General features: G+C 62.4%; 14 protein-coding genes. 2 read left to right on the top strand and 12 right to left on the bottom strand.

Annotation, left to right across the window (positions count from 1 at the left end):
* Positions 1-79: 79 nt before the first annotated feature.
* The 11 genes from ACWBU6_RS15985 to ACWBU6_RS15935 form a co-directional block, all read right to left on the bottom strand.
* Positions 80-490, bottom strand: a complete 411-nt coding sequence (locus ACWBU6_RS15985) for a DUF6006 family protein (protein ID WP_452644402.1) — start codon at positions 488-490, stop codon at positions 80-82.
* A 125-nt stretch (positions 491-615) separates the two neighbouring features.
* Positions 616-2187, bottom strand: a complete 1572-nt coding sequence (locus ACWBU6_RS15980; RefSeq protein WP_452644401.1) for a GMC oxidoreductase — start codon at positions 2185-2187, stop codon at positions 616-618.
* Positions 2168-4102 (bottom strand): preprotein translocase subunit YajC, encoded by a 1935-nt coding sequence (locus ACWBU6_RS15975; RefSeq protein ID WP_452644400.1) that lies wholly within the window; start codon positions 4100-4102, stop codon positions 2168-2170. Before ACWBU6_RS15975 ends, ACWBU6_RS15980 begins: the two co-directional genes overlap by 20 nt.
* A complete protein-coding gene (locus ACWBU6_RS15970; RefSeq protein WP_452644399.1) occupies positions 4099-5613 on the bottom strand; it encodes a patatin-like phospholipase family protein in 1515 nt (504 codons plus the stop codon). Before ACWBU6_RS15970 ends, ACWBU6_RS15975 begins: the two co-directional genes overlap by 4 nt.
* The gene (locus ACWBU6_RS15965; protein ID WP_452644398.1) at positions 5610-6497 is read right to left on the bottom strand and encodes an acetoacetate decarboxylase family protein; all 888 of its coding nucleotides are present in this window, start codon (positions 6495-6497) and stop codon (positions 5610-5612) included. Before ACWBU6_RS15965 ends, ACWBU6_RS15970 begins: the two co-directional genes overlap by 4 nt.
* Complete coding sequence (locus ACWBU6_RS15960; RefSeq protein WP_452644397.1) at positions 6494-7513, bottom strand: esterase; 1020 nt, start codon at positions 7511-7513, stop codon at positions 6494-6496. The genes ACWBU6_RS15965 and ACWBU6_RS15960 overlap by 4 nt, the downstream gene beginning before the upstream one ends.
* 10 nt (positions 7514-7523) lie before the next feature.
* Positions 7524-7925: a hypothetical protein gene (locus ACWBU6_RS15955; protein WP_452644396.1), complete on the bottom strand. Its 402-nt coding sequence runs from the start codon at positions 7923-7925 to the stop codon at positions 7524-7526.
* Between the two features lie 86 nt (positions 7926-8011).
* Entirely contained in the window at positions 8012-11155 is a 3144-nt protein-coding gene (locus ACWBU6_RS15950) for a CHAT domain-containing protein (RefSeq protein WP_452644395.1), read from the bottom strand.
* Positions 11130-11924: a hypothetical protein gene (locus ACWBU6_RS15945; protein WP_452644394.1), complete on the bottom strand. Its 795-nt coding sequence runs from the start codon at positions 11922-11924 to the stop codon at positions 11130-11132. The genes ACWBU6_RS15950 and ACWBU6_RS15945 overlap by 26 nt, the downstream gene beginning before the upstream one ends.
* Complete coding sequence (locus tag ACWBU6_RS15940) at positions 11921-12109, bottom strand: hypothetical protein (protein ID WP_452644393.1); 189 nt, start codon at positions 12107-12109, stop codon at positions 11921-11923. The genes ACWBU6_RS15945 and ACWBU6_RS15940 overlap by 4 nt, the downstream gene beginning before the upstream one ends.
* Positions 12110-12226: 117 nt before the next feature.
* Positions 12227-14371 (bottom strand): hypothetical protein, encoded by a 2145-nt coding sequence (locus tag ACWBU6_RS15935; protein ID WP_452644392.1) that lies wholly within the window; start codon positions 14369-14371, stop codon positions 12227-12229.
* Positions 14372-14593: 222 nt separating this feature from the next.
* On the opposite strand from ACWBU6_RS15935, the gene ACWBU6_RS15930 reads away from it, so the two are divergent.
* The gene (locus ACWBU6_RS15930) at positions 14594-15649 is read left to right on the top strand and encodes a TolB family protein (protein WP_452644391.1); all 1056 of its coding nucleotides are present in this window, start codon (positions 14594-14596) and stop codon (positions 15647-15649) included.
* Positions 15650-15671: 22 nt separating this feature from the next.
* Here the strand turns inward: ACWBU6_RS15930 and ACWBU6_RS15925 are convergent, their stop codons facing one another.
* Positions 15672-17888, bottom strand: a complete 2217-nt coding sequence (locus ACWBU6_RS15925) for a hypothetical protein (protein ID WP_452644390.1) — start codon at positions 17886-17888, stop codon at positions 15672-15674.
* 390 nt (positions 17889-18278) lie between these two features.
* Between ACWBU6_RS15925 and ACWBU6_RS15920 the strand changes: the two genes are divergently transcribed.
* Entirely contained in the window at positions 18279-22814 is a 4536-nt protein-coding gene (locus tag ACWBU6_RS15920; RefSeq protein ID WP_452644389.1) for a YDG domain-containing protein, read from the top strand.
* Positions 22815-22819: the final 5 nt, after the last annotated feature.

The following is a 22819-nucleotide window of genomic DNA, read 5'->3' as shown; positions in this document are numbered from 1 at the left end:
CTTTCCTGCCGTTGAGGCCACGCTTGGCCCAGTGCGTTTCCCACCCATGTCTCCCTCCGCCACAATTCAATGAAACAAGCTAACGCCAGCACGAGAGCTGGTACCTCTTGCCCTGCCAGGTGGTCCAGCCAACGGAACGCCCTGCTTGCGGTCTCGGCAAATACCATTTGTTGCCGTCCGCGTGATTGAAATACAGTCCTCCCTGGCTTCCCATGCGCGCATTGGTCAGCGCCACCCAGCGTGAGCCATTGTCGGAAAAGCTGCCCTTCCATCGGACGCTGGTCGACTGGCTGCACACTTCACCATCACAGTCGCCTTCCGTGACATCAACCGTGCTCCATTTCATCATCGCCGGGCGCCCATCGATATTGCACTTCCACGTGCCGCCCCACCAGCCAACAGCCATACTGGCATTGGCCGTGGCGACAAAGGCCAAGTACATTGCGGTTGCTGGAAGCAGTTTTCGCCAGTTTCTATACATCGTCGTCATGTGAGTTCCCCCTCGCATCATTGAGGCGCCACTCTGGCGCCGTAATGCACTTTAGGCAGAACCGCAGGGCGCTGCTTCCGTACTCCCACCCATTTTTCCCGCCTGGGGCCACCCAATTTTGTGCGCTATCCAAGCATGAGCTGGATGTTGCGCTCCGCCAGAGCGGCGATGGTGCGCGATGGGTTCAGGCCGATTGCACGCGGAATGATTGCACCATCCATCACATAGAGCCCCGAATACCCGAAGACACGGCCTCGCGCATCGACCACGCCATTGGCAGGCGTCAACCCCATATTGCATCCCCCCAGCGGGTGCGGGGTGATCAGATTGCGCAGGAAGGTCCAGGTCTGCGGTATATAGACCCGGCCTCCGGTCTTTTCGGTCAGGAGCTTGTGGGCGGAGATCATGGATTCGATCGCTGCCTTCGAGCGCTGGAACGACCACTGCATGCGCAGGTTGCGCTTCCACGGGGCATACCAGCGGCGGCCCAGCCACAGCCGTCCATCGCCCGGTTCCATTGCCTGGCCAAACCAGGGCATCATATGCTCCAGCGGATCGCCGTCGTCAACCAGTTCGCGCAGCTCCTTATAGAATCCCCTGAGTTTTCCACGCGGCAGGCGCTCGAGCCGCTTGCGCAGGAAGTTGCCGGCCAGGTTGGGGACGCCGCCGTCTTCCACAAACAGCGCCTGGCCGTCCGGGCCGCTATGGTCAAGCAGGTCTATCGCTGCAGAAATGGTCACGCCATGGGATGGGCTGACCAGGCGGCCGTCGTAGAAAGCCGGCGTCACAAAATCGCCATTGTGTGCCCAGCCATGTCCCAGCCTGGAGGAAAGGCCGGGCATTGTGCGGTGCTCGTCACGGCAGCGTAAAAGCAGCTCCGTGCTGCCGATGGAGCCCGCTGCGAGGAATACGGTTGCCGCGCTAAGGCAACCAGGGGTGAGGCGCCCGCTCTGCTCGTCGATGATGTCAAAATGGACGCGCCAGCCTTGTGCCAGCGGTTCCAGTTTGTTGACCAGATGAAGCGGGCGGATCTCGGCGCCGTTCTTTTCGGCCTCGGCCAGGTAATTGAGATCGAGCGTATTCTTGGCCGCTACCTGGCAACCTATATCGCAGTTGCCGCAATGGACGCAAGTGCCCTGCTCTTTCCCATGCGCGTTGACGGAGATCCGCGTGTCCGGCCGGTCCGGATTCCAATCCGGATCGAAGCGCACGGCCAGCGGCAACTTGCGAAATCGGCCGCCCCAGTTGCAGGCCTCGGCGCCCTCACGCATCAGGCGCGTGCGTTGGCTCAATTGGTTATCCGGCACTTCCTGCACGCCCAGCATGCGCCCGACTTCCTCGTAATGTGGCTGCAAGGCTTCGTAGGTGATCTCCTTCGGCCAGCCGCGTTTGAAAACTTCTGGCTTGGCCTCTACCGACACATTGGCGTAGATGAGCGATCCCCCGCCCACGCCCGCTGCCGCTACGACCCACATATCGGAAAAGGCGCGCAAGTCAGCCCAGCCATGAAATTTGTCCGGCCGGTCCTGATTCCACAACCAGGGATCGCTCGCGGCGCGAGGATAGTTTTGCGTCGTCCATTTTCGTCCTCGTTCGAGCACCAGGACTTTACGCCCTTTTTGCGCCAGCCGGCACGCCGACACAGCTCCTCCGAAGCCGCTTCCAATCACTATGGCGTCAAAGTCTGGCTTGCTCATAGCTGGCCCCTTTGCGCGCGACGGTGATCGGCGGTTCAATCAGTTGAAGCCCTTCGGCTGGATTGGCGTTACCTGGTGCGGGAACGAATCGGGGGCCGCGCGCTGCCGGTGTTGCCCTTATCTTGAAGGTGCGCTTGACGCGCGCCAGCTGTTCCAGGCCATTTGTACTCAATAGCCAGTGCCGGCAGATCTTTTCCAGCTTCAGTGGGTAGATCGTTACCTTGCCTTCCTCAAAGTGCATGCGCAGGAAGCATTTATGGTCCGGAATGCGCTGCGATGAGAACACCTCCTCGTAATGCAAACCGCAGGCGGCGTTCATCAGCACCATCCACAAGCCGAACAGCAAACCGCCCAGTATGCCGCCAAGCAGCAGGGTCTCAAGAATGAACAGCCCGACCTGGCCCAGGTCATTCGTGTCCATCCCGAGGTGGAAAACATTCACGCGCCCCATGAACCACACAATGACTGCCGCCAACAGTAAATGCAGCAGTCCGTGAACGCATCCCGCCAGGAAGGCCAGGCGTGGGGCACGGTTCGCGCCAGCGGCCGAGAAGACGCCGCAACCACAAACGATCAGCAGGGCAAGAACGACGCTTGACGGGCTATGTGCGGCGACGACAAACAGGCAACGCAATGCCTCACCAATATGGCCGGCAGTCAATTCCAGGCTCGCCAGGTTCTCCATCAGGCTGGCCGAGCCCAATTCCGGATGGCGCACTTTGCTGGCGCTTTCAATCACCCAGATGCACAGGAGATAGAACATCGCCAGCAAGGAGCAGAAGGACAAATTACCCGCCGGTAGAAGTCCGGCCCGATTGCGCAGGCGGCGCGATGTTTTCTTGTCCGGATAGGCCTGGGCCAGGCGATATTGCTGCTTCTCACCCGCCACGCTAATAGGCTCGGGGGGATCCGGCAACTGATGGGTGCCGTGCAGGAAAGCGCCACCGCCGCCGCAAGTAATGCGATGCGGAGCCTCTGTTCCTGGCGCCGGCTCGTAACGCGCATAGTGGTGGGAATCTCCAGCCAGGACCAGTGCCAGCCGCGGACCCAGGATCTGTTCGATCTCACTCAGGCTGCGGAAGCGCGGCGTCTGGGTTTCCAGTGAACGCAAGGCCACCCGGGACTGGCGCTTCACACGCTCCGATTCGTCTACCCAGCTCGGCTCCGGCGTGCACAGCACCACGCGGTCGTTGGGCCCCACTTCCTTGGCCATCTGCTCGAAGTATTCGCGCTGAGGGCGGTCGATTGCCGATTCGAGCTGCAAGTCCAGTCCCCAGATCCACCAGCCACCCGGCAGCTTCAAAACATAGTAGCTGGTGCGTTGGCGCGTGACCCAGCCGCCGACGGGATCGCCATTACAGAACAACTGCGTAAAACCGCGCAGGCCATCGTACCAGTCGTGGTTGCCTGGCGTAGCCACCATGAGCGGGGCACGTTTGATCGGCACGACCTGTTTGTCATCCGCATGGGGATTGCTTGGTACCGGGGCCGGAAATGCGGCACGGAACGGGTCCAGGAAGCGTGTGCGGTAGCCGCCCTGGGCGGGAGTCGGATACACCTGGTCTCCACCCAGCAACAGTACCTGTGCGGCAGGAAGCGTTTGCGTTGCCCCGCCCGCTTTGACGGCCTGGCTTACGCACAAAGCCATCGAGTAAGTCGAGTCCCAGCCGTCGCCCGTATCGGACAGATAGTCGACCCATATTCCCTTGTCGCCATCGGCACTGACTGCGATGGCAGGGTTGGCCTGGGCAGGTTTCAGCGCGGCCTGCACTTCACGCGGGTCCGCAAAGGCGCCCATTGTCGTCGCCGCTGCCGAGCGCATGCCGGTTCGCAGCAGTTGGAGTGGCCCGAGCCAGTTGACCATCAGCTCCTGGGTGTAAAGCTCGGTCCTGCCTGGGCTTGTGTTTGCATTCATGATGAGGGACGCGGTGAGCGCCGGATATAAGTTCGAAACAGTTCCCCCGCGAAGAAGCGGAAGAAGCACCACACAGCCATCGCCCGCGCCGACGGCGTTGCTGCATTGGTGGCATGTGCGGTGCCGAGCAGGCGAAGCAGGTCGGGCACGCCGAGGCTGAGGGTTCCTGCGCCGACGATCTCGCCGCTGGCGTCGCTTCCCTTGTGCAGCTGGGTGTACAGGGTGGTGGTTTCCTTCCACAGCCGCCATGGTGCGCCGAGCCGCACGTGCTTTTTCCCTGCCAGGTAGTAGTCGCTGCCCTGGTGCCGGAATCCAAGCTCGTACACCATATAAGTCAGCGCCGGATCGCCGCTGGGGCTGAACAGGCCGAACACCCCGGACTGCGCCGGGATGGCGCGGCCCCAGGGTTCGATATCGAGATGGCCCGACAAGCCTGCCTTATGGTCGCTGGAGGCGACAAAAGCATGCATATCGTCGATATGGATGGTGGCGTGCATAGCCAGCCGTCCCGCTCCTGCTTTGCCCAGCTTGAAGGGGCCGGCCATGGTTTCGCGGAAACTCAGGCCCGTCCCCGGTTCGCGCATCAATGTCGCGCTTGGATCGAGCGGTGCCGGTTGCCTTGCGCGCAGGGCCCGCTGCGCATCACGGTAGCCAAGGTTGATCAGTGTGGCCGCATCGATCCGGCCGCGGAAGAAGTCCGGGTCAAGCGGCAGCGGAGTTTCTGGCTTGATGATGTGAACGACGACCGGCTCCCGGTGTCCCCACACCGCTTCCCCCGCAGCTATGCGCCGGTTGATGCCTGCGATGGTCGCCAGTTCGGCATGCAGGGCGCCCAGGGCACTCATTTCCAGCATGTGGACGTATTGGTTGAAGGCACCGTTGCGATAGACCGGTGTATTGCCAATGCACCAGATCAGCCATAGCTCACGCGCTCCGCGCTCGACGCAGGCGAGCAGGTTGGCGTCCTTAATCCAGGCAGCATCGGTCCAGGTGCTGCCAGCCGCCTGCACCGCCGGCAGCAGGATCGGCAAGGATGCCGCAGCCACCAGTCGCGGCAGGTCCAGTTCCTTATGGGGCAAGGCAACGACGATCTTGTCATCGAACCGGCAAACACTGAACGATGCGTCGATGCCATCCGCAGCCCGGATACGGTCGATGTCGATGCCCAGCGCGGGATACACCTTCTTCCTCATGCCATCGGCACTGCCCAGCGCACGCATTCTTGCCAGGTGCAGGTATTCCGAAACCGGTCGCAGGGCGGCGAAGTCGCGCGGACGCAACGCGCGCCAGCGGCTGCACAGGGAATCGGGCGACTCTCCGGAAAGCAGCGCCGCCAGGTTGATCGTTCCGCCGGAGACGCCGTCCGCATGGCTGAATCGCATTCCTTCCTCATGTAGCGCCTTTACCGCTCCGGCCTGGTAGGCGACGCGCATCCCGCCTCCCCCGAGCACCAGGGCGCGGCGCGGACCCGGGATGGCATTGGCAATCGGCGGTGTGTGCGGCGCGTTCATGACCGTACACCTTCCCAGTCTTGTGCACGCGCCGGCGCCGGCAGCCAGGTTTGCGACTGGCCCAGTGGAAAGGTCGATTCCAGGCCCTGCATCGGCGTCATGCGCTTGTCCGGTTCCGTGATGAACCAGCATTCGAAATGGTCGTCCAGCACGCCTTGCGTCGATGGGAAGAATCCGGCCGCAATGGGCACCGGATGGATATCCAGGGTACGCAAGGGGGCCATGCGCGGATGGTCGCCTATCAGCAGCCGCGCTCCGGTTGGATCGAAAAGCCTCAAGCCGAGCTTGCCTTTAAAGTAGATGAAGGACTTCATCAGCATGCCGCGGAAGGCGCAGTAGTTGGCTGCTCCCATGCTGACTGGCAGCCAGGCCGAGCCAGGCTTTGCCACATCCAGCCGCATCATCAACTGGTTGTCGAGGTCGTACTGGCTGCTTACCCAGCGCTCGCCGATGACAAAATCGAGGCTGGCCTGGTGCTTGGGCATGCCCCAGATACCCTTGCCTCCCTTCACCGATACCTCGGTGGAAACCGGCAGGTCCAGCACATACTGGCCCGTGCCGAAGGTTTTCATCATCATCGCCGGCAGCAGGCGCGGCGCCGGCCGGCGCCCATGCGTGCATGCAATGGCAATGGAGTACTCGATATAGCTGCCGATGTCGGTGATCTTGTAGTGGATCACGGTAACGACCAGCAATCCGCGCTTCCACAGGCGCAAAGGATGGATTTCCCCGCCCGGCAGCAGGCGCGCCGCGGCCTCCGCATCGATCGAGAACACTGCCATCAGTGCCGGCGATTGTTCCGAGTTGATTGGCATTTCGAAGGGAATGCCATCGACCAGGCCGTAACGGCCCGCCAGGCGTTTTTGTCGGTCGGGAGCGTTCATGATTGGGCGTCCAGTTCCGATATCAGTACCGGGAAAGTGTCCCGGTCGGCATTCTTGCCAATGAATATGTCGAGATGCCCGTATCCACCCAGCACATGCAGGGAATGGAAGTTCGGGCGATACCGGTCAAACCAGTCGAAGCTGGCTTGCTGGCTCTGCCACTTGAAGCAGTCGTTCATCTCCCCGGCGATGAAGGCAATCCGCGCTTCGGTCCGGGGCCTGGCGGCGATGCTTGAAGAAGGCAAGCCAGCCATGTCGGAGACCAGGTGCCCCTTTTCCAGGCAACGCGACATCTGGCGGAAGAACGACAGCGGCACGTTGGCGAACTCCTGGCCGATCCAGGCGTGCGTCTCCGGATTGAGGTTTTCATGCCGCCACAGGACAGGAAAGCCGGTGCCATAAGTAAAGCTGGAAAAGCGGCATACATCGTTATCGCATTCGTGGTGCGTGAGCCGGACCAGGCCGCGCAACGCCCGTGGCACAAAACCTTGTGCCTGCTTCCCCCATTGGGGATTCAGGTATGGCGTCACCTTGCCGATCAACGGTACCGCAAAGCGCCCCTTCTGGCGCGAGATCCACGACACCTGTGGGTGCAGCGATACCGCGTTTGACACGATGGTTTCGACCTGGGGCACCAGGCCCGCGATCGCGGACAACATGAAACTGGTCGAACCCTGGCAGTGCACGACCGCCTTCATGGTCCTTGCTCCGGTCAGCTCGATCACCTTGTTCACCGCGGCCGGATGGTCGTAAAGCGCGGCCTGGTCCAATGTCCATTCGCAAGGCGGCAAGTCGATGCTGGCCCTCCAGTTCTCCAGCCAGACGTCGTAGCCGTGTTCCAGCAAGGCGTTGACAAAGTTCGTGCTGTTCGGTGGGCGAAATATGTTGGCGCGAACGCCCGCACCATGAACCAGTAGCACGGGGCCGCGCGATGGGCCGCGCGGTCCCTTCACATGAACCAGGTTGCACATGCGGCCATCGCCCGCGCGAAACTCGATGAGCTGCTCTTCGTTCAACACGTTCTCCTTAGTATCCGGGCTTGATTTGGCGCAGATCCGGTTGCCGCGCTTTCCTGGCCAGGTTCGGTGCCACGGCCTTGTCCACTTTCATCACGGGGCTCACCTTCGTCCCCGTCGCCACACCGGGCCGCACCACTGCCGCTTTGCCCATCTCGCTCGGCTTGATCGAAGTGCCCGCTGCTACGACTGGCGCCTGGTAGGTGCAATTCGGCGGGTTCGCGCAATTCGGGACACGGCCGGGTGTTTCGCCGGCCGTCTTCGGGCCTGGCCCTGGATCGACGGGGCTGTAGCCGGAATCGGCTGGCCTGCCACTGCCCGCCGGAGCTGGGGGCGCCGATTCCCCATAAGACACTGGCGCTGAGGAATATGGGCCGGGCCAGCCTGCGCCGCCGTAATCCCGCAATGGCATCGGCCCGCACCCAGGCAAGACAGCCAAGGCCAGGGACAAAGGTGTCAGCATCAATGCCCACCTGTCGCTTCTGTAAAAGGTATTCATCAGTCCCACCTCCCAACAACAATAAAGGAAGCCCAGAAATAAGGATGGGCGAACTCCTTCATCAGCTCCCGCTGGGCGGAAGCCAAAGCACTTGCCACGCCATCTCCCGGCTTGTGGCGCCAATGGCCATAGAAAGCCCCCATCAGGCGGCCCGTACTTCTATCGTCAACCTTCCACAGGCTGCCAATGGCGCTCGATGCAAAGTTATGCGCCAGCCCTGCCAGACCGAGCGCCATGACGCCATCGCCGGACACGGCGCTCCTGCAGGCGCTTAAAGTAAGCAGCTGGATATCCCGGGGCCGCTTATGCCTGTCGGACAAATCGTCGCCGTTCAGGACCTCGCCGTTCCACAGCCTGATCAAGGATGTGGCGCTTGTCCCGCCCATCTCGCCGTGCGAGGCCAGATGTAGGGCGAGCCCTTCGGCAGACCCATCGCTCAGCCAGTCGAACAGGCGCTCGCGCGTGCTCTGTTCGTCCAGGAAACCGTCTGTCTTCAGCGCGGCAGCGACTGTCCTCACCTCCCCTGCCACATTGGGCAGGTCGGGCTTCGAGACCCCCATGACCAATGAATCCGTGACGCCCGCGGCGTGCCTGCCACGCTGCAGCGTGCGCAAGGTGGGATGGACGATCGCGTAGCGCTCACCGATGTAGCGCTGCCCGTCATACAGCGCCGCCATTGGCAGGTCGCGCAATCGCGGATCGTTGATGAAGACGATCAACGCTCCTGCAGGCGGGTCAAGAGGCAGGGCCGGTGGGTCGAAGCCTGCGAAGAATAGCCTGTGCAACTCGCGCAGCGGCCCTTCGCGAAGCTTCGCCATCTCGTCGGCCAGCTTCGCTTTACTGCCAGGGCCGGGAGATTCCGCCGCCTCCGAGGCCTTCACCCAGGAGCTTTGCAACGCAGCCGACAGCATGTCGAGCCTCTTGACATCGATCGCCTTCCTGGTCGAGCGGTATCCTTCGAGCTCCGGCACGCCAACCAGCACCCTGAGTTCCCCCTGGTCGATCACCGTGACGACAACGTAGCCGGGTACACGCTTGAGGGCGCGCTGCCAATCCTCGAGTCCATCGGTGTCAAGGGCACGGCGCACCAATTCATCGGCCTTGGCCCTGCCGGCGATTGCGGCAACACAATCGTCCTGCTCACGCGACAAGGCCTTTGCCGCCACATTGGCCGAATGGCGCGCTTCGCAGTACTCTTTCAGGCCGCTATTGGCGCTGCATTGCGCAGCAGCCCTGACTGAGCCGTCCTCGGCGCAGCAGTTTGTGGGCAACCCTTTGGACAGGAGGGCAAGCTTTTCCAGTTGTGAAAGCACACCCTTTTCCCGTTGCGTAGTGTGGGGACTGCACTGCTCGAGGGGATCGGGCATGACCACGGGAGCAGCAGCCTTTCCCTCGTCTGCGGAACGGGTCCCCTTTACCCAGCGCCGTTCGACCAGTTCACGCCGATTCATCAGTAACGCAAGCCTGTGTGCCTGCTTGTACCACTGCAAATCCATCAGCAAGGCCTGGAACTCGCGGTAGGCTTCCGAAAACCGCCTGTCGAACGACCGCTGCGCTTCATCGTCCTGCCCCGCAGGCCGCATCTGTTCGACGATGGCGATCACGCGGGCATAGCGGCCAGCCGACACCGCCGGATGCCGCTGGCGGCTGGACCGCGCCAGGCCCCACCAGCCCAATGCTTGTGCCTGCGGCGACCGTCCCAGCACTGCAGCACGCCAGGCCAGGCCGGCGCCAATGGAATTGCCGGCACGCCAATCGGCCCAGCCCAGGCCGGCCTGCGCCATCGCGCTGGCATCGCTATCGCCGCCTTGCACCGCGTACGCCAGGCTCTCCCTGAAATCTTCGCTCGCTTTGAAAAAGTTTCCGGATTCGGCTTCGATGGTCGCTGCCTCATACAGTGCACGGGCGAGGTCGCCGGGGGTATGCGCAGCCGCGCGCAGCTCCACCAGCGCGCTTCGCATCAGGCTCGCAGCCAATGCGGGATCGGGCGGCGCTGAAAGGCGCGCAATGGCGGCCAGGCCCTGGAGTGCTTTGGCGGCTTCCGCTGGCAACCCGCTGTCAACGGCCAATCGCCTGCCGCGCTCAAATGCGGTTTGTGCTTCCGCATAACGCCCCAGCTTGACCAGGTAGCCGCCAAGGGCGATCTGTATCATTCGTTCCTGCGACGCGTGGCCGATCGCAGCATGCAGGACGGCGCTGAGATTCAGCTCCCGCGCTGCGACCGCAAGCAGGCTTCCGTATTCGCTGTGGGCGATCGCAAATGCGTGGTATGCCAATGCAGCACCGATTGCCCTGCGCAGCTCGCCCTCCCGGGCCGACAGGAATGCCGCCTCCAGCTTTGCGGGCACCGCCGCCGAAGGAGCGCTGCTTTTCATGACTGCCGTCGATGAAAAGACCTGCGCCAGGGCCAACGCTTCCGGATCGCGCGCAGCGATCGCCTCGCGTTCACTTGCTTCGTAGTCCGATATCGCCGCCCGGACATCATGCTCGCAAAGTTCCGACCACTGGCCTCGCGTACGCAGCGCCTCAGCCTTGCGCAGTGCGTCGGGGGCCGCGAAGAGCGCAGCGCGTGCCAGCTTCCCCGCATCCTGGCAAGCACTTCGGCTTAGCGAGATGATGGCCAGCGTGTTGACAGCTTCGCTGCTCACCTCGTTCTGACCCGCAGCTTCTGCGCATTCCTTCGCCTGCCGCGCAACGTCCATGGCCTCCTCCATCCGGCGCGTCACCGTCAGCCTGGCAAGGCGGCTCAACGCAAGGCATTTCAGCTTGCGGTCCGCAGGGCGCAGTTCCGCAGAACGCAGCAGGCTGCCGAGCAAGTCCATTGCAGCGTCGTCGCAAGCCATGGCCTTCAGGGCGCGCGCTTCCAGGATTGCTGCGAGATAGCGTGTTTCCAGGTCGCCTGCGCGCGCTTTCACAGCGGCGAATTCGCTGGCGGCAGCCCTGCTTCGCCCTTGGCTATAGCTTGCCGCCGCACTGTCCACGTCAGCGGCGCGGTCCCATCGTGCGATGTCGCAGAATTGGGGCGATGCGAGCCGCGCCATGTCGGCCAGCTCCAGGCCTGCGCTGGCCGGCCGATGGAACGCCGCTATCAACAGCGCAGCGAGAACCAGGATTGGCCTAATGCAGTTTGCCGTCCGCGCCATCTTGCCCTCCGGGCTTGTGCGAAAGCAGCTTGCCGGTTTCCGCGTATGCCGCTGCGATAAATGGTATCGCTTCATTCGCCTTGAGCGCGGCCGAAGCGAGTTCAGCCCGCAATACGGGCGCGCTTCTGAAGTTCTCCGGCAAACCTTTGACGACTGCAGCTTTGAAGCCGTTCATGTAGACGGGAACGGCCTTTGGATGGGCACCACTCATGTCGACCAGAAGAACCAGCAATGCAGGCTTCGCCGTTTCGTTTGCCGCCACCGAGAACTCATTGATTGGGCGGCGCATCGCCAGCAGGAATGGCCCGGGCCGATCCAGCCTGGTGCGCATGTCCGGTTCGAGCGCCGGACGAACGCGATTGAGAATGGCGACGGAGCGCGTAAAATCATAGTGCTCCAGCGCCAGTTTTCCGCCCTGATAATTCTGCACCGGCACCACGAACTGGTTGGCATGTTGAAGCAGGCCGGCTTCCCCGACTGTGCTCGCGGCCTGGCTGGCCTGCAGCTCGGCGATCAGGACCCCGAGGGCTCGTCGTGCATCGGTGCGCTCTTTGGTGGTGGCGGCATCGGGGGTGCCGCCTGCCGCATCGCCGGACAGGACATAGGTGTACAACAGGCTGCGCGGGCCCGTCCAGGGAGATTCCACCTTAGCGCCCAGGGTGGACCAGGTGTGAAAATCAACCCCGGCCCGCTGTCCGGAGCCGGTTACGCAACCGGCCACGGCAAGCAGGAGCAGGAGTGGCCAGAGCAGCCCCAATTTTTTTCTCACGATGGTTCTCCCGGCTTGCCTGATCGGCCCAGCCATGCGCCTGCCATGGCACCGATTACCGCCGCCAGCCCGATCAGGTTGGCAAAATCGCGCGGATCAATTCCTGGAAATGCGAATGCCAGGACAAGGTAGGCAAGCATGCCGCCGATCAGCGCGCTGACGCTTCCCGCTGCCAGTTTCTTCATGATCTTTCCTTGATTGGCCATCTATCAGCTTAGTGAGCGCCCCTGCGATGGCAAGTTGCATGGTTCAAGCGTTGCTGTGCCGGCAAAGGGGGGCACCGCCCCCCCTTTTTTTCCGCATCAAGCCGGTTCGGCGAGGTCCTTCAGGCCATCCTTCACCTTCAGGCCTTTGGCCTTGTGGGACAGCTCTTTCGCCAATTGCTTGCCTGGTGCTGTGGCCGGACCAGCATCCTTGACCCAGGCCGCGGCCCGCTTCAGTTCAGCCGGGCTCATGACTGTGCTGCTGTCGATCAGCCTGGCTGCTGCGGCGAAGTCGGCCTTGCGTTCGCAGAAGCGTGTCGCCATGCGCTTCGCCTCGACGTAGGCGAAGTGCGGACGCAGCACCGGGTTGGCAAGCGCCGCATCGATGGCAGCCATGCCTTCGAGCAGGTGGTCGCCGCCGATCGCCAGCGACAGTAGCGTGTCCGGCGTGGACAGCACTTTCAGCGCGGCCTCCGCATGGGCCTGGTCGACTGCGGACGTCACCATCACCGTGTTTTCGCCGGTGCAGGTGCATTCGAGGCCACCATTGTCCCAGTGCGCTTCCACAATGATCCGGTAGGCGCCCGGCATCGGGAACAAGGCCCCCTGGCCGCCGCGCAGCAGGGTCAGCGAGTGTTCGATGGTGTCTTGCGCGGCCAGCGGCTGGACCTGGTCGTCTTCCACGCAGATCACAATTGGCGAGAACGTCCGTACGGTGCCGCAAGGGTCGATCACCTTGCCGCGCACAATGCCGCTCTTCATGCTCAGCGTGTTCGGGGCCGCAATCGGGGCGCTGGTCTGGTTTTGCAGCGTGATATTTACCCGCACCGGGGCGCCGATCGGGACCGCGCTGGCGACCGGCATCACGAACATGCTCAGGCCGTCAACTTCGAGCTCCATATCGGTTGGGCTGATTGGCGTCGAGCCGTAAGTGGTGCCGAATGGCAGCCCGCCCGGACGCATGTAAATGTCCGGCATGTGGCGCAGGCGCTTGGCATCGTCCGGGTTATACGCCCACTGGATATTGGCCGGGAACGGCAGGCTGCCGGGATTGAGCGAACGCGATGCGATCACGTCGGTGGTGCACAGGTAGCCATTATCTGCCGTGTTGTGGTACAAGCCCATGGCATGGCCGATCTCGTGCACCGCGGTGCGGAAGTATGGCGCGGCGGCAGTGCCGAAACGCTGGCCCGCAACGCTGCCCCATTCTGCCGTGTTCGGTATGGTCCAGTGCGAAGAAATTGCACAGCCTTCGCGCGGGACGTTGTTGGAGTCCGTGCCGCCATTGTCGTACATGATGCCGCGTTCGGTTGCATCCAGCCGGCGCATGGCCAGCACGTGGTAGCGCCATTCGACATCCAGGTTGGAGGCGTCGCGCTTGGCCAGCATGGCGGCGTGGGCTTCGCCGTTGGACCACGAAGGGCCGCTTGGTTCCGGAACGTTGTTGTTGCTCTGGATGGCGGTGAGATCCCAGTCAACGCTCTTGCCTACCGCGGCCCAATCGATGCCGGCGCCGTTGCTGACCACGGCTTCGGAGTGGCTGACGCGGTCCACTTCGATCGTTGCCTTGCGCAGGAAGTCGGAAACCCAACCCATGGTCAGCCGGCCGACAATCACGTTGGCAGCATTCTTGACGTCGCCGGCCAGGTAGTGTGCCGGTGCCGGGAAGCCGGCCGGTGCTGGCTGCCAGCTCATGAGGGCCGTCACTTCTTCCTTGCTCCAGGTGCCGCCGGTATTCCACGCGCCGGGATTCTTGGTGAAGCGCCACATCTCAAAGCCCAGCGTGAAGCTGTTACCGAAGGTGAAGTTCTCGAGGATCTTGGTGACCCGCAGGTAATAGCGGTAACGGCTGCGCGACAGGACAGGAATGCCGCTGGCAGGGTTGGGACCCGCCAGCAGCAAAGGCCGCGTAAGGTCGGCCGGGAGCGCACTTTTCAGTGGCAGGATCAGTACCGGGCGCTGGTACAGGTCGCCGCTCGCAGTGCGCCCATCCGCATGCTTTTCAACGCGCATCGTACCGTCGTAGGTAACCAGGCTGATGCCGCTTGGCGTGTAGTTCAGCAGGTAGCAGCCTGGACGAACGCTCTTGATCAGCGGGAATGCCGGGTTGACAATCTCGCCGGGCCCTGGAATTTGCGGGCGAATGTCGGCAGCGGATTGGGGCGACGGCATCTCCATTGCATCTGGCATTGGCGGAAACATCTGGTTCGATTGCATAGTGGAAGCATTGTTTTGGGCATCCATTGCTTGGCTCCTTGTTTGGACTCGGGACAGGAAAAGTGCTGTGAACATGCTGGCGACGCGAGCTGGCGCAGCTGCATGTCATGCACTTTAGATGCGGCAGGCGAACTCCGAATTGGTGCTGGCACCCAGATTTGGCGCTGGCTCCCCCCAAATTTCGGCATGGATGGCGGTCGGGCCATAACGTTGTTAACATGGACTGTCACCAACCACACTGCAAAGCCCATGCCGAAAAGCGCGCTGACTCGCAAGCTGATTGCTACGACTATCGTCTTCAACACAGCCACGGGCATGGCCGCCGAAGCGCGCCGGCCTCTGCCACCACTGCCGGGGAAACTACTGATTGAGGACGGTCGCCAGCAGTCCTTCGAGACCAGCCTGGTTGAGCTGTCGACGGGCAAAACGCGGCGGATGCCGCGCAGTGAACTCTCCCGGTCACGGACCAGCGCGGATACCTGGGCGGCGGGCCAACCCGCCGGCAGCGGTACCTTGTTGCGGACCGACCCACTCGGCAACCTGGCATTCCTGGAAGGGGCCACAATGAATGTCCTCGCCTCCATCAACCTTGTACCGCTACGCGAAAGGGGCCTGGATCCGCAGTTCCGCTCCGCGATACCTTCACCTGACGGCAAATACCTGCTCGGATACTGGCAGCCCAACCAGGAAGGGCAGCCGCGCCTGTATGTGATCGGGCGAGAGCTGAAGCTGATCGAGAACGGCTCGCCCCTGCGCTATCGGGCCCAAGGGGCGACGAATGCGTTGGACTGGATGCCCGACGGGCGCTATCTGTACCTGGCCGGCGACAACGTGGTGATTGCCAAGCCAGGCGAAGGCATTGTCTCGCAGACCCGGCTTGAGCTGCCGCCTGGCGTGGACACTGAAGGAGCGAGCCTGAAAGTCAGCCCGGACGGCCGCCATCTTCTTCTGACCCTGGAAACACAGGGCAAGGTTGCCCTGGGCCTGTTATACGCCGTGCGCATCGGCGACAGTCAAGTGCGCTTGCTGACCCAGCCGGCGCCACGCCTGGCAAACGGATTGGTCCGGCTGTCTCTGCAAGGTGCGAGCTGGTCACCGGATGGACGCTGGATCGCTTTCGTCATCCGTGGTCTCAACCCGGGCGCCCCCGGCTATTACCAGGCTTGCCAAAGCGTTCAGGTAATCCCCTTCGACGGCGCCGCGCATCAGGTTGGCGACGCCGAAGGCGAGGAACGCCGAGCAGTCCTACTACCCGGGGAGCGCAAGCCGTTGGCCGCGTGCGGCGGCATCAACTGGCTGCCGTGAGCCCCGGGCAGAACTTGCCCTGTCAATTGCAGTAGTCCGCGTTGATGAAGTCCCGCAAACCATGGTGCTCGAAGATCTCGCAGTAGTCCTGTTTCCCGCTGCTTGACCAGTTGGTGTGCTTGTCGAGGATTTCCATGAAGCGGTTGGCATACTCATAGCGGTCTTTGTAAGTCGACGCGGCCATCAGGTCGGCTGCCCAATACACGATCCAGTTGAAATCGGTATCGGTGGTCGGCCGCCAGGTGCCGTTCTGGGTGGAGCCCGTCACCTTGATGCCATGGTAGAACTCCCACAACGCCTGGCCGACGACACGTCCGGCGTGATACGGCCCCTGTCCCGTGGTCTGGTTGACGCACAGGTAGCCGCCCACCGTCATCCGGTTCGAGTCGCTATCATGCACGCGGCCAGTCTCCAGGTGGGAGAAGTAGAGCTTGTTGGTGCTGGAAGGCTTGTAGCCGACCCCGTAATAGCTATGCCAGAATGCTTGCGGTACCGCCGTGCCAAGCGCGCCTTCGTGAATGAACTTCATCTGGTTATTGCCGCCGCAATCCAAGTCGGAACCGAAGGAATAATAGCGGCTCAGGAAGAAGTGATTGAGCTCGTGGTGAATATTGCTTGGATTGTCATAGCAGCCGCCACCTTCACATGATGCATTATGGTTGGACGAGCCGGCCGGATTCCGATGCGCGAGACGAATCACATGCCCGCCCTCGCCCTTGTTCTCGTCGGTGGTCACGGCAAAAGAGGAGTTATGCGCGGAGCCGGATCGGCAAGCATCCGATACCATCAGCACGCGCGGGAAATCGCTTGCCGAACCAGGCAGTACGCCCATCGCATCGAGCGAGGGCTTCAGCCATTGCGAGAACTGGCGTGCCCAGTAATAGGCATTCGTTTCGCCAAACGTCTCACTGGCGCCGCCTGGGAAGTATGGCGTGAAATCGCGGTCGAGCCTGCGGGTAGCACGGATGAATGAACTGCCGCTGTCGGTACCGTATGCGGCCGAACACCAGGTACTTGCAAAACTGGTCTCGCCGCAGGTGGTTTCTGCCGCGCCTTCGCAGCGGTGGTCGTTCATCATATAGAAGAAATCGTGTTCAAGGCGGCGGTCGTTGCGGGTGTACTGGCCGGTCGAAACGAGCTGCTGTGGCGTGAACAGGTTGCCGCTCGGGTAACGCCAGCGGTTCACCTGTGCGTCCGTGTAAGCGTTGTTGACCAGGTCGCTCACATTGAGAATGCGCCCGCTCGCCGCATCGACGATGGTGCGCCAGTGGCATTCGCCGTCGCTCGATGCGGACTCGATATCGTAGACGCGAAGGCCGCGGGCAATGTCGATCGCGCGTTCGTTGCGGAGTGTGCGGACCTGCATCTCCTTACACCGCGCTTCGGCCGGCTCCGCCAGCGCAGAGCGCGCGGCCAGGGAGGGACTGGTCCCGCCAAGGATGCCGGCGCTGGCAGCATTGAGCTGCAGCTTCGCCGGCGTGAGCAGCATCCGGCTGACACCGATGACGTTCCAGTTAAGGTCGAAATGCACCAGCGTGCGGCCATACAGTACCTTTTCCTCGCCAACGTACTGCTCCAGCGTCAGCTTGCGGAATAGCGGTGAGGTATGAAACTCCTTCACGCGCAAGGACTGGCCGATCCTGCCCGGATCGATGTCGAACAGCTTGGCATGGCGCGCCAGGAAGGCTGAGAGTATCGGCATGGCTGCGCGCTTCTCAAGTGCCAGTGTGGTGGCAGTCGGCCTCTCCCATTCGATCATGCGGTCTGGATCCGGCGCGGGACCCTGCCGCACCTCGCGCGGCACGGTCGTACCGTCCCTGCTTGGATCTACCGTATCGGCACCCCCCAGCGATGTACCCTGCGTGCTGCCGCCTTCCGCGACGAAGGGCAATGCACTCCCGCTCGATTCGAGGTCGCGGCTGGGGGCCGGCCCTTTTGCCGGCAACAGGAGGCTGCGCACCGGCTTCGCGGCAGCCGGCAAACCGAGGCTGGCCAGCACCGGCAATGCATAGTCGGGAACCTGGGGCTTCGCCTTCGTTACGAAACTATCGATATGCGGTCCGGCAAAAGTAAACGATGCGTCGACGTCGAGCCGCCGGTACTCGGCCATGGCGCTGGCAACTGCTGCCGACGGCGCCTGGCGTGGAGCACGTGTGCCGTCGAGCTGTGCCGCCAGGGCGACGCAGGCGTTAAGGAACATTGCAATGCCGACCGAGGTCGAGAAACGAGGGGTAGTCATATTTCCTCCCGGCTGATAAGCCAAAGTTGTCAGGGTGTACAGCCAACTTTAGAAGAGACCGGCATCGGGCGAATTGGTGCTGCCACCTAAATTCCCCCGGCAGCTCCACCTATTTTTTCATCGCGCTGTGGCTACATAGATGAAAGGTGACGCGCCTTGCCAACGCCGGAGCTATTTTTCGACGTTGCCGTGTAAAAACTAATCAAAAGTGCGTAATATCGTCATTGCCGTACAGAAATTGCTTCCCTCAGGTGACGCCCTACCTCTGCGCACCGCTCCGCCGCCAAGGCGAATCAATCCCACAGCCCTGCATCCTGCTGTCCGAGTCTGGCACCGCATCTTTGAACGCGTTGGCCAGATCCGTTTCATCTCAACGTCAGAGGTAGCGTTATGAACAGGATCTTCCGAGTGGTATGGAATGCCAGCATGGGAATTTGGCAAGTACGTTCCGAACTGGGCGGCGCGCATGGCAAAGCGCGCAGCGCGCGCGCTGCGCGCCGCACACTGGCTGCAGCAGGCCTGGCGTTGGTTGGCGGGGCGGCACTGGCGGCCGATTTGCCGACCGGTGGCGTGGTCGTTGCCGGCCAGGGCAACATCAGCCAGCAAGGCAGCGCGATGACGATCAAGCAGGGCAGCGCCCGGATGGCGCTCGACTGGCAATCCTTCTCCATTGGTAAAGGCAATACCGTCAATTTCGTGCAGCCCTCTTCCACCTCTGTTGCGTTGAACCGCGTCACCGGCAGCGACGTGTCGCAAATCCAAGGCGCCCTGAAGGCCAATGGCCAGGTATTCCTGCTGAATCCAAACGGTGTCCTGTTCTCGCCGACCGCACAAGTCAATGTCGGCGGCCTGCTGGCGTCGACCCTCGGCATGAGCAACCAGGACTTCATGGCCGGGGACTATAAGCTGCAAGGCGCCAGCGCAAACGCGGTGATCAACCAGGGCAACATCAAGGCTATCAACGGCGGCACGGTTGCACTTGTCGCGGCACGCGTGAGCAATATCGGCGAGATCTCTGCTGAGCGGGGCAATGTGCTCCTTGGCGCCGCCAGCGACGTGCTGCTGGACCTGGGCGGCCCGATCAAACTGCAGATCAGGAAAGGTGCGATCGATGCGCTGATCGAGAACGGCGGTGCAATCCGTGCCGACGGCGGCAACGTGCTGCTGACCGCCAAGGCTGCCGGCGACCTGGTGAGTACTGTGATCAACAACGAAGGCTTGGTGCAGGCCCGCACCATGGCCACTGGTGAAGAAGGCCAGATCTTACTCTTGGGCGATATGCAGAACGGCCGCATCGACATCGCCGGCAAACTTGATGCCAGCGCGCCGGATGGCGGCAATGGCGGATTTATCGAGACGTCGGCGGGTTACGTCGCCACCGCGCGCGCAGTACAGATTGACGCCAGCGCGGCACACGGCCAGGGTGGCCATTGGCTGATCGACCCCTACGACTACACGATCGATGCCAGCGCGGCCAGCAATATCGTCAGCGCCCTTAACCTCGGCACCAGCGTCACCATCACCACCGAAACCGGCCTCGCGAGCTACGGCAGCACCGGCACCGGCAGTGGCGACATCACCGTTGCCAGCGCCATCAACAAGACAAGCGGCGGCGACGCCACGCTGACATTGCGCGCCGACCGCAATATCGCAGTCAACAGCGACATTACTTCCACCTCGGGCAAGCTGGGTCTTACCCTGAGCGCGGCCAATGCCGCCAATGCCACGCTGGGTGGCGTCAATATCAACGCTAATATCAAGTCCAACGGCGGCAACATCATGGTCGGCAGTAATGCCGGCAGCCAGGCCAACGGCATCGGTTATGCGCTCAATTCCAGTTCCTCCACCGCTGCGGTTGTGGTGCAGCGCGCCAGGTCCATCCTGTCCGACGGTGGGAACATCGTCATCAACGGAAAATCGCTGGTTGGATCCAACAACGGCAGCTATTCCGGCGTCACCGGCGGCGTGTACATCATGTCGAATGCGACGATCAACTCCGGCACGGGCAACCTGTTCATCACCGGCGCCAGCACTGCCGGCAACAAGACTTTCGGCGTCGCGTTCGAAGGCAACTCCAATACGCTCACTACGATCGGCAATTCGGCTGGCGGCGGCATGCTTCTCAATGCCGTGAATACCACGCCGGGCAACACCCAGGCCGTACTGGACCAGGGCGCCATTGGGCTGGTCTCTTACGGCAACCGTGCGCGCGTCGCCTTCCAGGGCAACTCGGTCGCCAGCTGGCTGGTGTTCGTCAACGGCGTGCCGCAACTGTCCGCATACACCCAGTCGCCGCAGTTGTCGAGCTGCGCGACACCCTATCCGAACTGCGGCACACTCGTGATCCCAGGTTCGAACAACAGCTATCTGTACGCGACCTACCAGGCCGTCAGCATGTCGACGCAGCCGATCTACGTGATCCAGAACGCAGCTGGCAGCAAGACTTATGACGGCAATAACGTCGCTACCGGCCTTTCGTTCACCACTATGGGCGGGCCCGGCGGATTCTCGGTCGCAGCACTCACTCCGGCAGTGGCGTACACCACCAACAGCAAGAATGCCGGCCATTACGTTGGCCTGAACGCCGATGCCGGCAACCCAACCAGCTATACCAGCGGCGGAACGACCTACGCCGTGGGCTATTTCAACACCGGCAGCTATACCATCACGCCCAAAAACCTGACGCCGACCGCCTCCGGCAAAGTGTATGACGGAACGACCGCCGCCGCCCTCTCCGCTACCGGCATTGTGGCCGGCGATGCCGTGACCCTGAACGGCACTGGAGCATTCGGTAGCAAGAACGTCGGTAATTACACCGTTGACATCACCAATATCTCCCTCAGCGGCGCTGATGCGGGCAACTACTCTCTGGCCAGCACGTCCGCCAGCGCCTCCGCCAGCATCACCCCGCGCGCCGTCACGGTGATGGCGGCGAAGACTTATGACGGCGGCACGGATATGAGCGGCAATGTCACGCTGGGCAACCTGGTGTCGGGTGAGACCCTTCACTACACCGGCGCCACCGTGAACAGTGCCCATGTCGCCGGCGCAAGCTATTTGAATGCGATTACGCTCACGGACGGCAGCAATGGCCTCGCCGCCAACTACACCTTGCCTGGTATGGGTTCTGCGAGCGTGGCGAACAGTGCTTCTGTCTCGGCAAAGTCCTTGAGCCTGGCCGGACTTACTGTGGCCGACAAGATTTATGACGGCAACACTTCGGCAACGTTGAGCGGTGGCTTCCTGAGCGGCTTGGTGGGAACGGAGACTTTGAACTTCTCCGGCCTGCTCGGCGTGTTCGCAGACAAGAATGTGGGGACCGCAAAGGCCGTGACGGCTAGCGGCCTGCTGCTTTCGGACGGAACTGGCCTTGCTTCGAACTACACCATTGCTAACCCTGTTGGCCTGACGGGTTCGATCACCCCACGTGCAACTTCAGTGACAGGCATTAGTGCTGCGGGCAAGACGTATGATGGAACCGCCGCGGCAGTTCTCGATACCAGCAACGCAGTGTTCTCCAACCTGGTTGCCGGAGAGTGGATCGGCCTGTCGGCTACCGGCGCCTTTGCCGATGCAAATGCAGGCAGCGGAAAGCAGGTCAACATCGCCAGCAATTACACTGGCGACTACGTAGGCAACTACGTCATTACCGGCCAGGCCAGCAGCACCGCCTCGATTGCGCGCAAGGCTTTGACGATCGTCGGAATGTCGGCGGCTGACAAAACCTATGATGCGACCACCAGCGCCACTCTGGTTGGCGGCTCCTTGAGCGGGTTGGTTGGTTCAGAGACCTTGTCCTTCTCCGGACAAACCGGTGCGTTCACGGATGGCAGTGTGGGCAGCAGCAAGTCCGTTTCCGTCAACGGCATCGTACTGGCTGATGGCACTGGCCTCGCTTCGAACTATGAGCTTGCGAATCCGACTGGGATTACGGCGTCGGTCATTCCGAAAGCACTGACGCTGGCCAATCTAGGCGTGGCAGACAAAATTGAAGACGGCAATACTGTCGCAGTATTGACTTCCGCTGGCTCGCTGGCAGGCGTGGTAAGTGGTGACGATGTCCTAATCGACAGCAGCGCAGCGACTGCACACTTTGCGCAAGCCACAGCGGGGACCGCCCTCGGGGTGAGTGTGGCTGGGCTTACCCTGGCAGGCAGCGACGCCGGCAACTACAGCTTCTCAGGCAGCGGTGTGACGACGGCGAATATCACTGCTGCACCAGCGCCCGCGCCGGTAACAACGCCGACCCCGGCTCCAGTTCCTACGCCGACACCTGTCGTAACGCCTGTCGTAACGCCTGTCGTAACGCCTGTCGTAACGCCTGTCGTAACGCCTGTCGTAACACCTGCCGCAGCACCTGCCGCAACGCCTGTCGTAACACCTGCGCCCTCACCGATCGTCGTGCCCGTAGCGGCGCCAGTGCCAGCGCCAGCACCGGTGGCCGCACCCGCGCCGTCAACCGTCCCCTCGACCATACCGGCCGCTCCGCTCACGGTCACCGTGCCTGAAGCAGCGCCAGTCGCAACGCCTAACCCGGCCCCAACCCCAGCGGCCGCACCTGCGCCCGCCCAAGTCGCGACGCCTGAACCAGCGCCCGCCGCGGCGCCGGCGCCACTGGCTAGCCAACCCTCGGCAGCCCCTGACGCCAGGACCGCTATCGCCGCCCAGGCCGCGAGTCCTGTGGTGATTGGCGGTTCGACTCCGGCCTTGCCATCGCTGAGCGTCGGTGGACTGAACTACACCGATGTAAGTGATTCGGGCAGCGCGCAAGGGGGCTCCGCCAGCCGTGACAACATGCCCGCGACCCAAAGTCTCACCGCTGGCCGCGACGTCAAGTTCCTGAGCGTATTCGTCGTCTCCGGTGGCATCCATATGCCAGCTGCCACCGCAACGAATGAAGCAAACGCTACAAGCGACCAAAAGTAGCGATA

The sequence above is a fragment of the Pseudoduganella sp. HUAS MS19 genome (assembly GCF_053615455.1).
The sequence above is the reverse complement of the archived record's forward strand: the minus strand, read 5'-3'. Positions and strand labels throughout refer to the sequence as shown.

Coding starts and splice junctions, on each gene's coding strand:
- ACWBU6_RS15985 (WP_452644402.1), bottom strand. CDS start 490: ATGACGACGATGTATAGAAACTGGCGAAAACTGCTTCCAGCAACCGCA.
- ACWBU6_RS15980 (WP_452644401.1), bottom strand. CDS start 2,187: ATGAGCAAGCCAGACTTTGACGCCATAGTGATTGGAAGCGGCTTCGGA.
- ACWBU6_RS15975 (WP_452644400.1), bottom strand. CDS start 4,102: ATGAATGCAAACACAAGCCCAGGCAGGACCGAGCTTTACACCCAGGAG.
- ACWBU6_RS15970 (WP_452644399.1), bottom strand. CDS start 5,613: ATGAACGCGCCGCACACACCGCCGATTGCCAATGCCATCCCGGGTCCG.
- ACWBU6_RS15965 (WP_452644398.1), bottom strand. CDS start 6,497: ATGAACGCTCCCGACCGACAAAAACGCCTGGCGGGCCGTTACGGCCTG.
- ACWBU6_RS15955 (WP_452644396.1), bottom strand. CDS start 7,925: ATGCCATTGCGGGATTACGGCGGCGCAGGCTGGCCCGGCCCATATTCC.
- ACWBU6_RS15950 (WP_452644395.1), bottom strand. CDS start 11,155: ATGGCGCGGACGGCAAACTGCATTAGGCCAATCCTGGTTCTCGCTGCG.
- ACWBU6_RS15940 (WP_452644393.1), bottom strand. CDS start 12,109: ATGAAGAAACTGGCAGCGGGAAGCGTCAGCGCGCTGATCGGCGGCATG.
- ACWBU6_RS15935 (WP_452644392.1), bottom strand. CDS start 14,371: ATGGATGCCCAAAACAATGCTTCCACTATGCAATCGAACCAGATGTTT.
- ACWBU6_RS15930 (WP_452644391.1), top strand. CDS start 14,594: ATGCCGAAAAGCGCGCTGACTCGCAAGCTGATTGCTACGACTATCGTC.
- ACWBU6_RS15925 (WP_452644390.1), bottom strand. CDS start 17,888: ATGACTACCCCTCGTTTCTCGACCTCGGTCGGCATTGCAATGTTCCTT.
- ACWBU6_RS15920 (WP_452644389.1), top strand. CDS start 18,279: ATGAACAGGATCTTCCGAGTGGTATGGAATGCCAGCATGGGAATTTGG.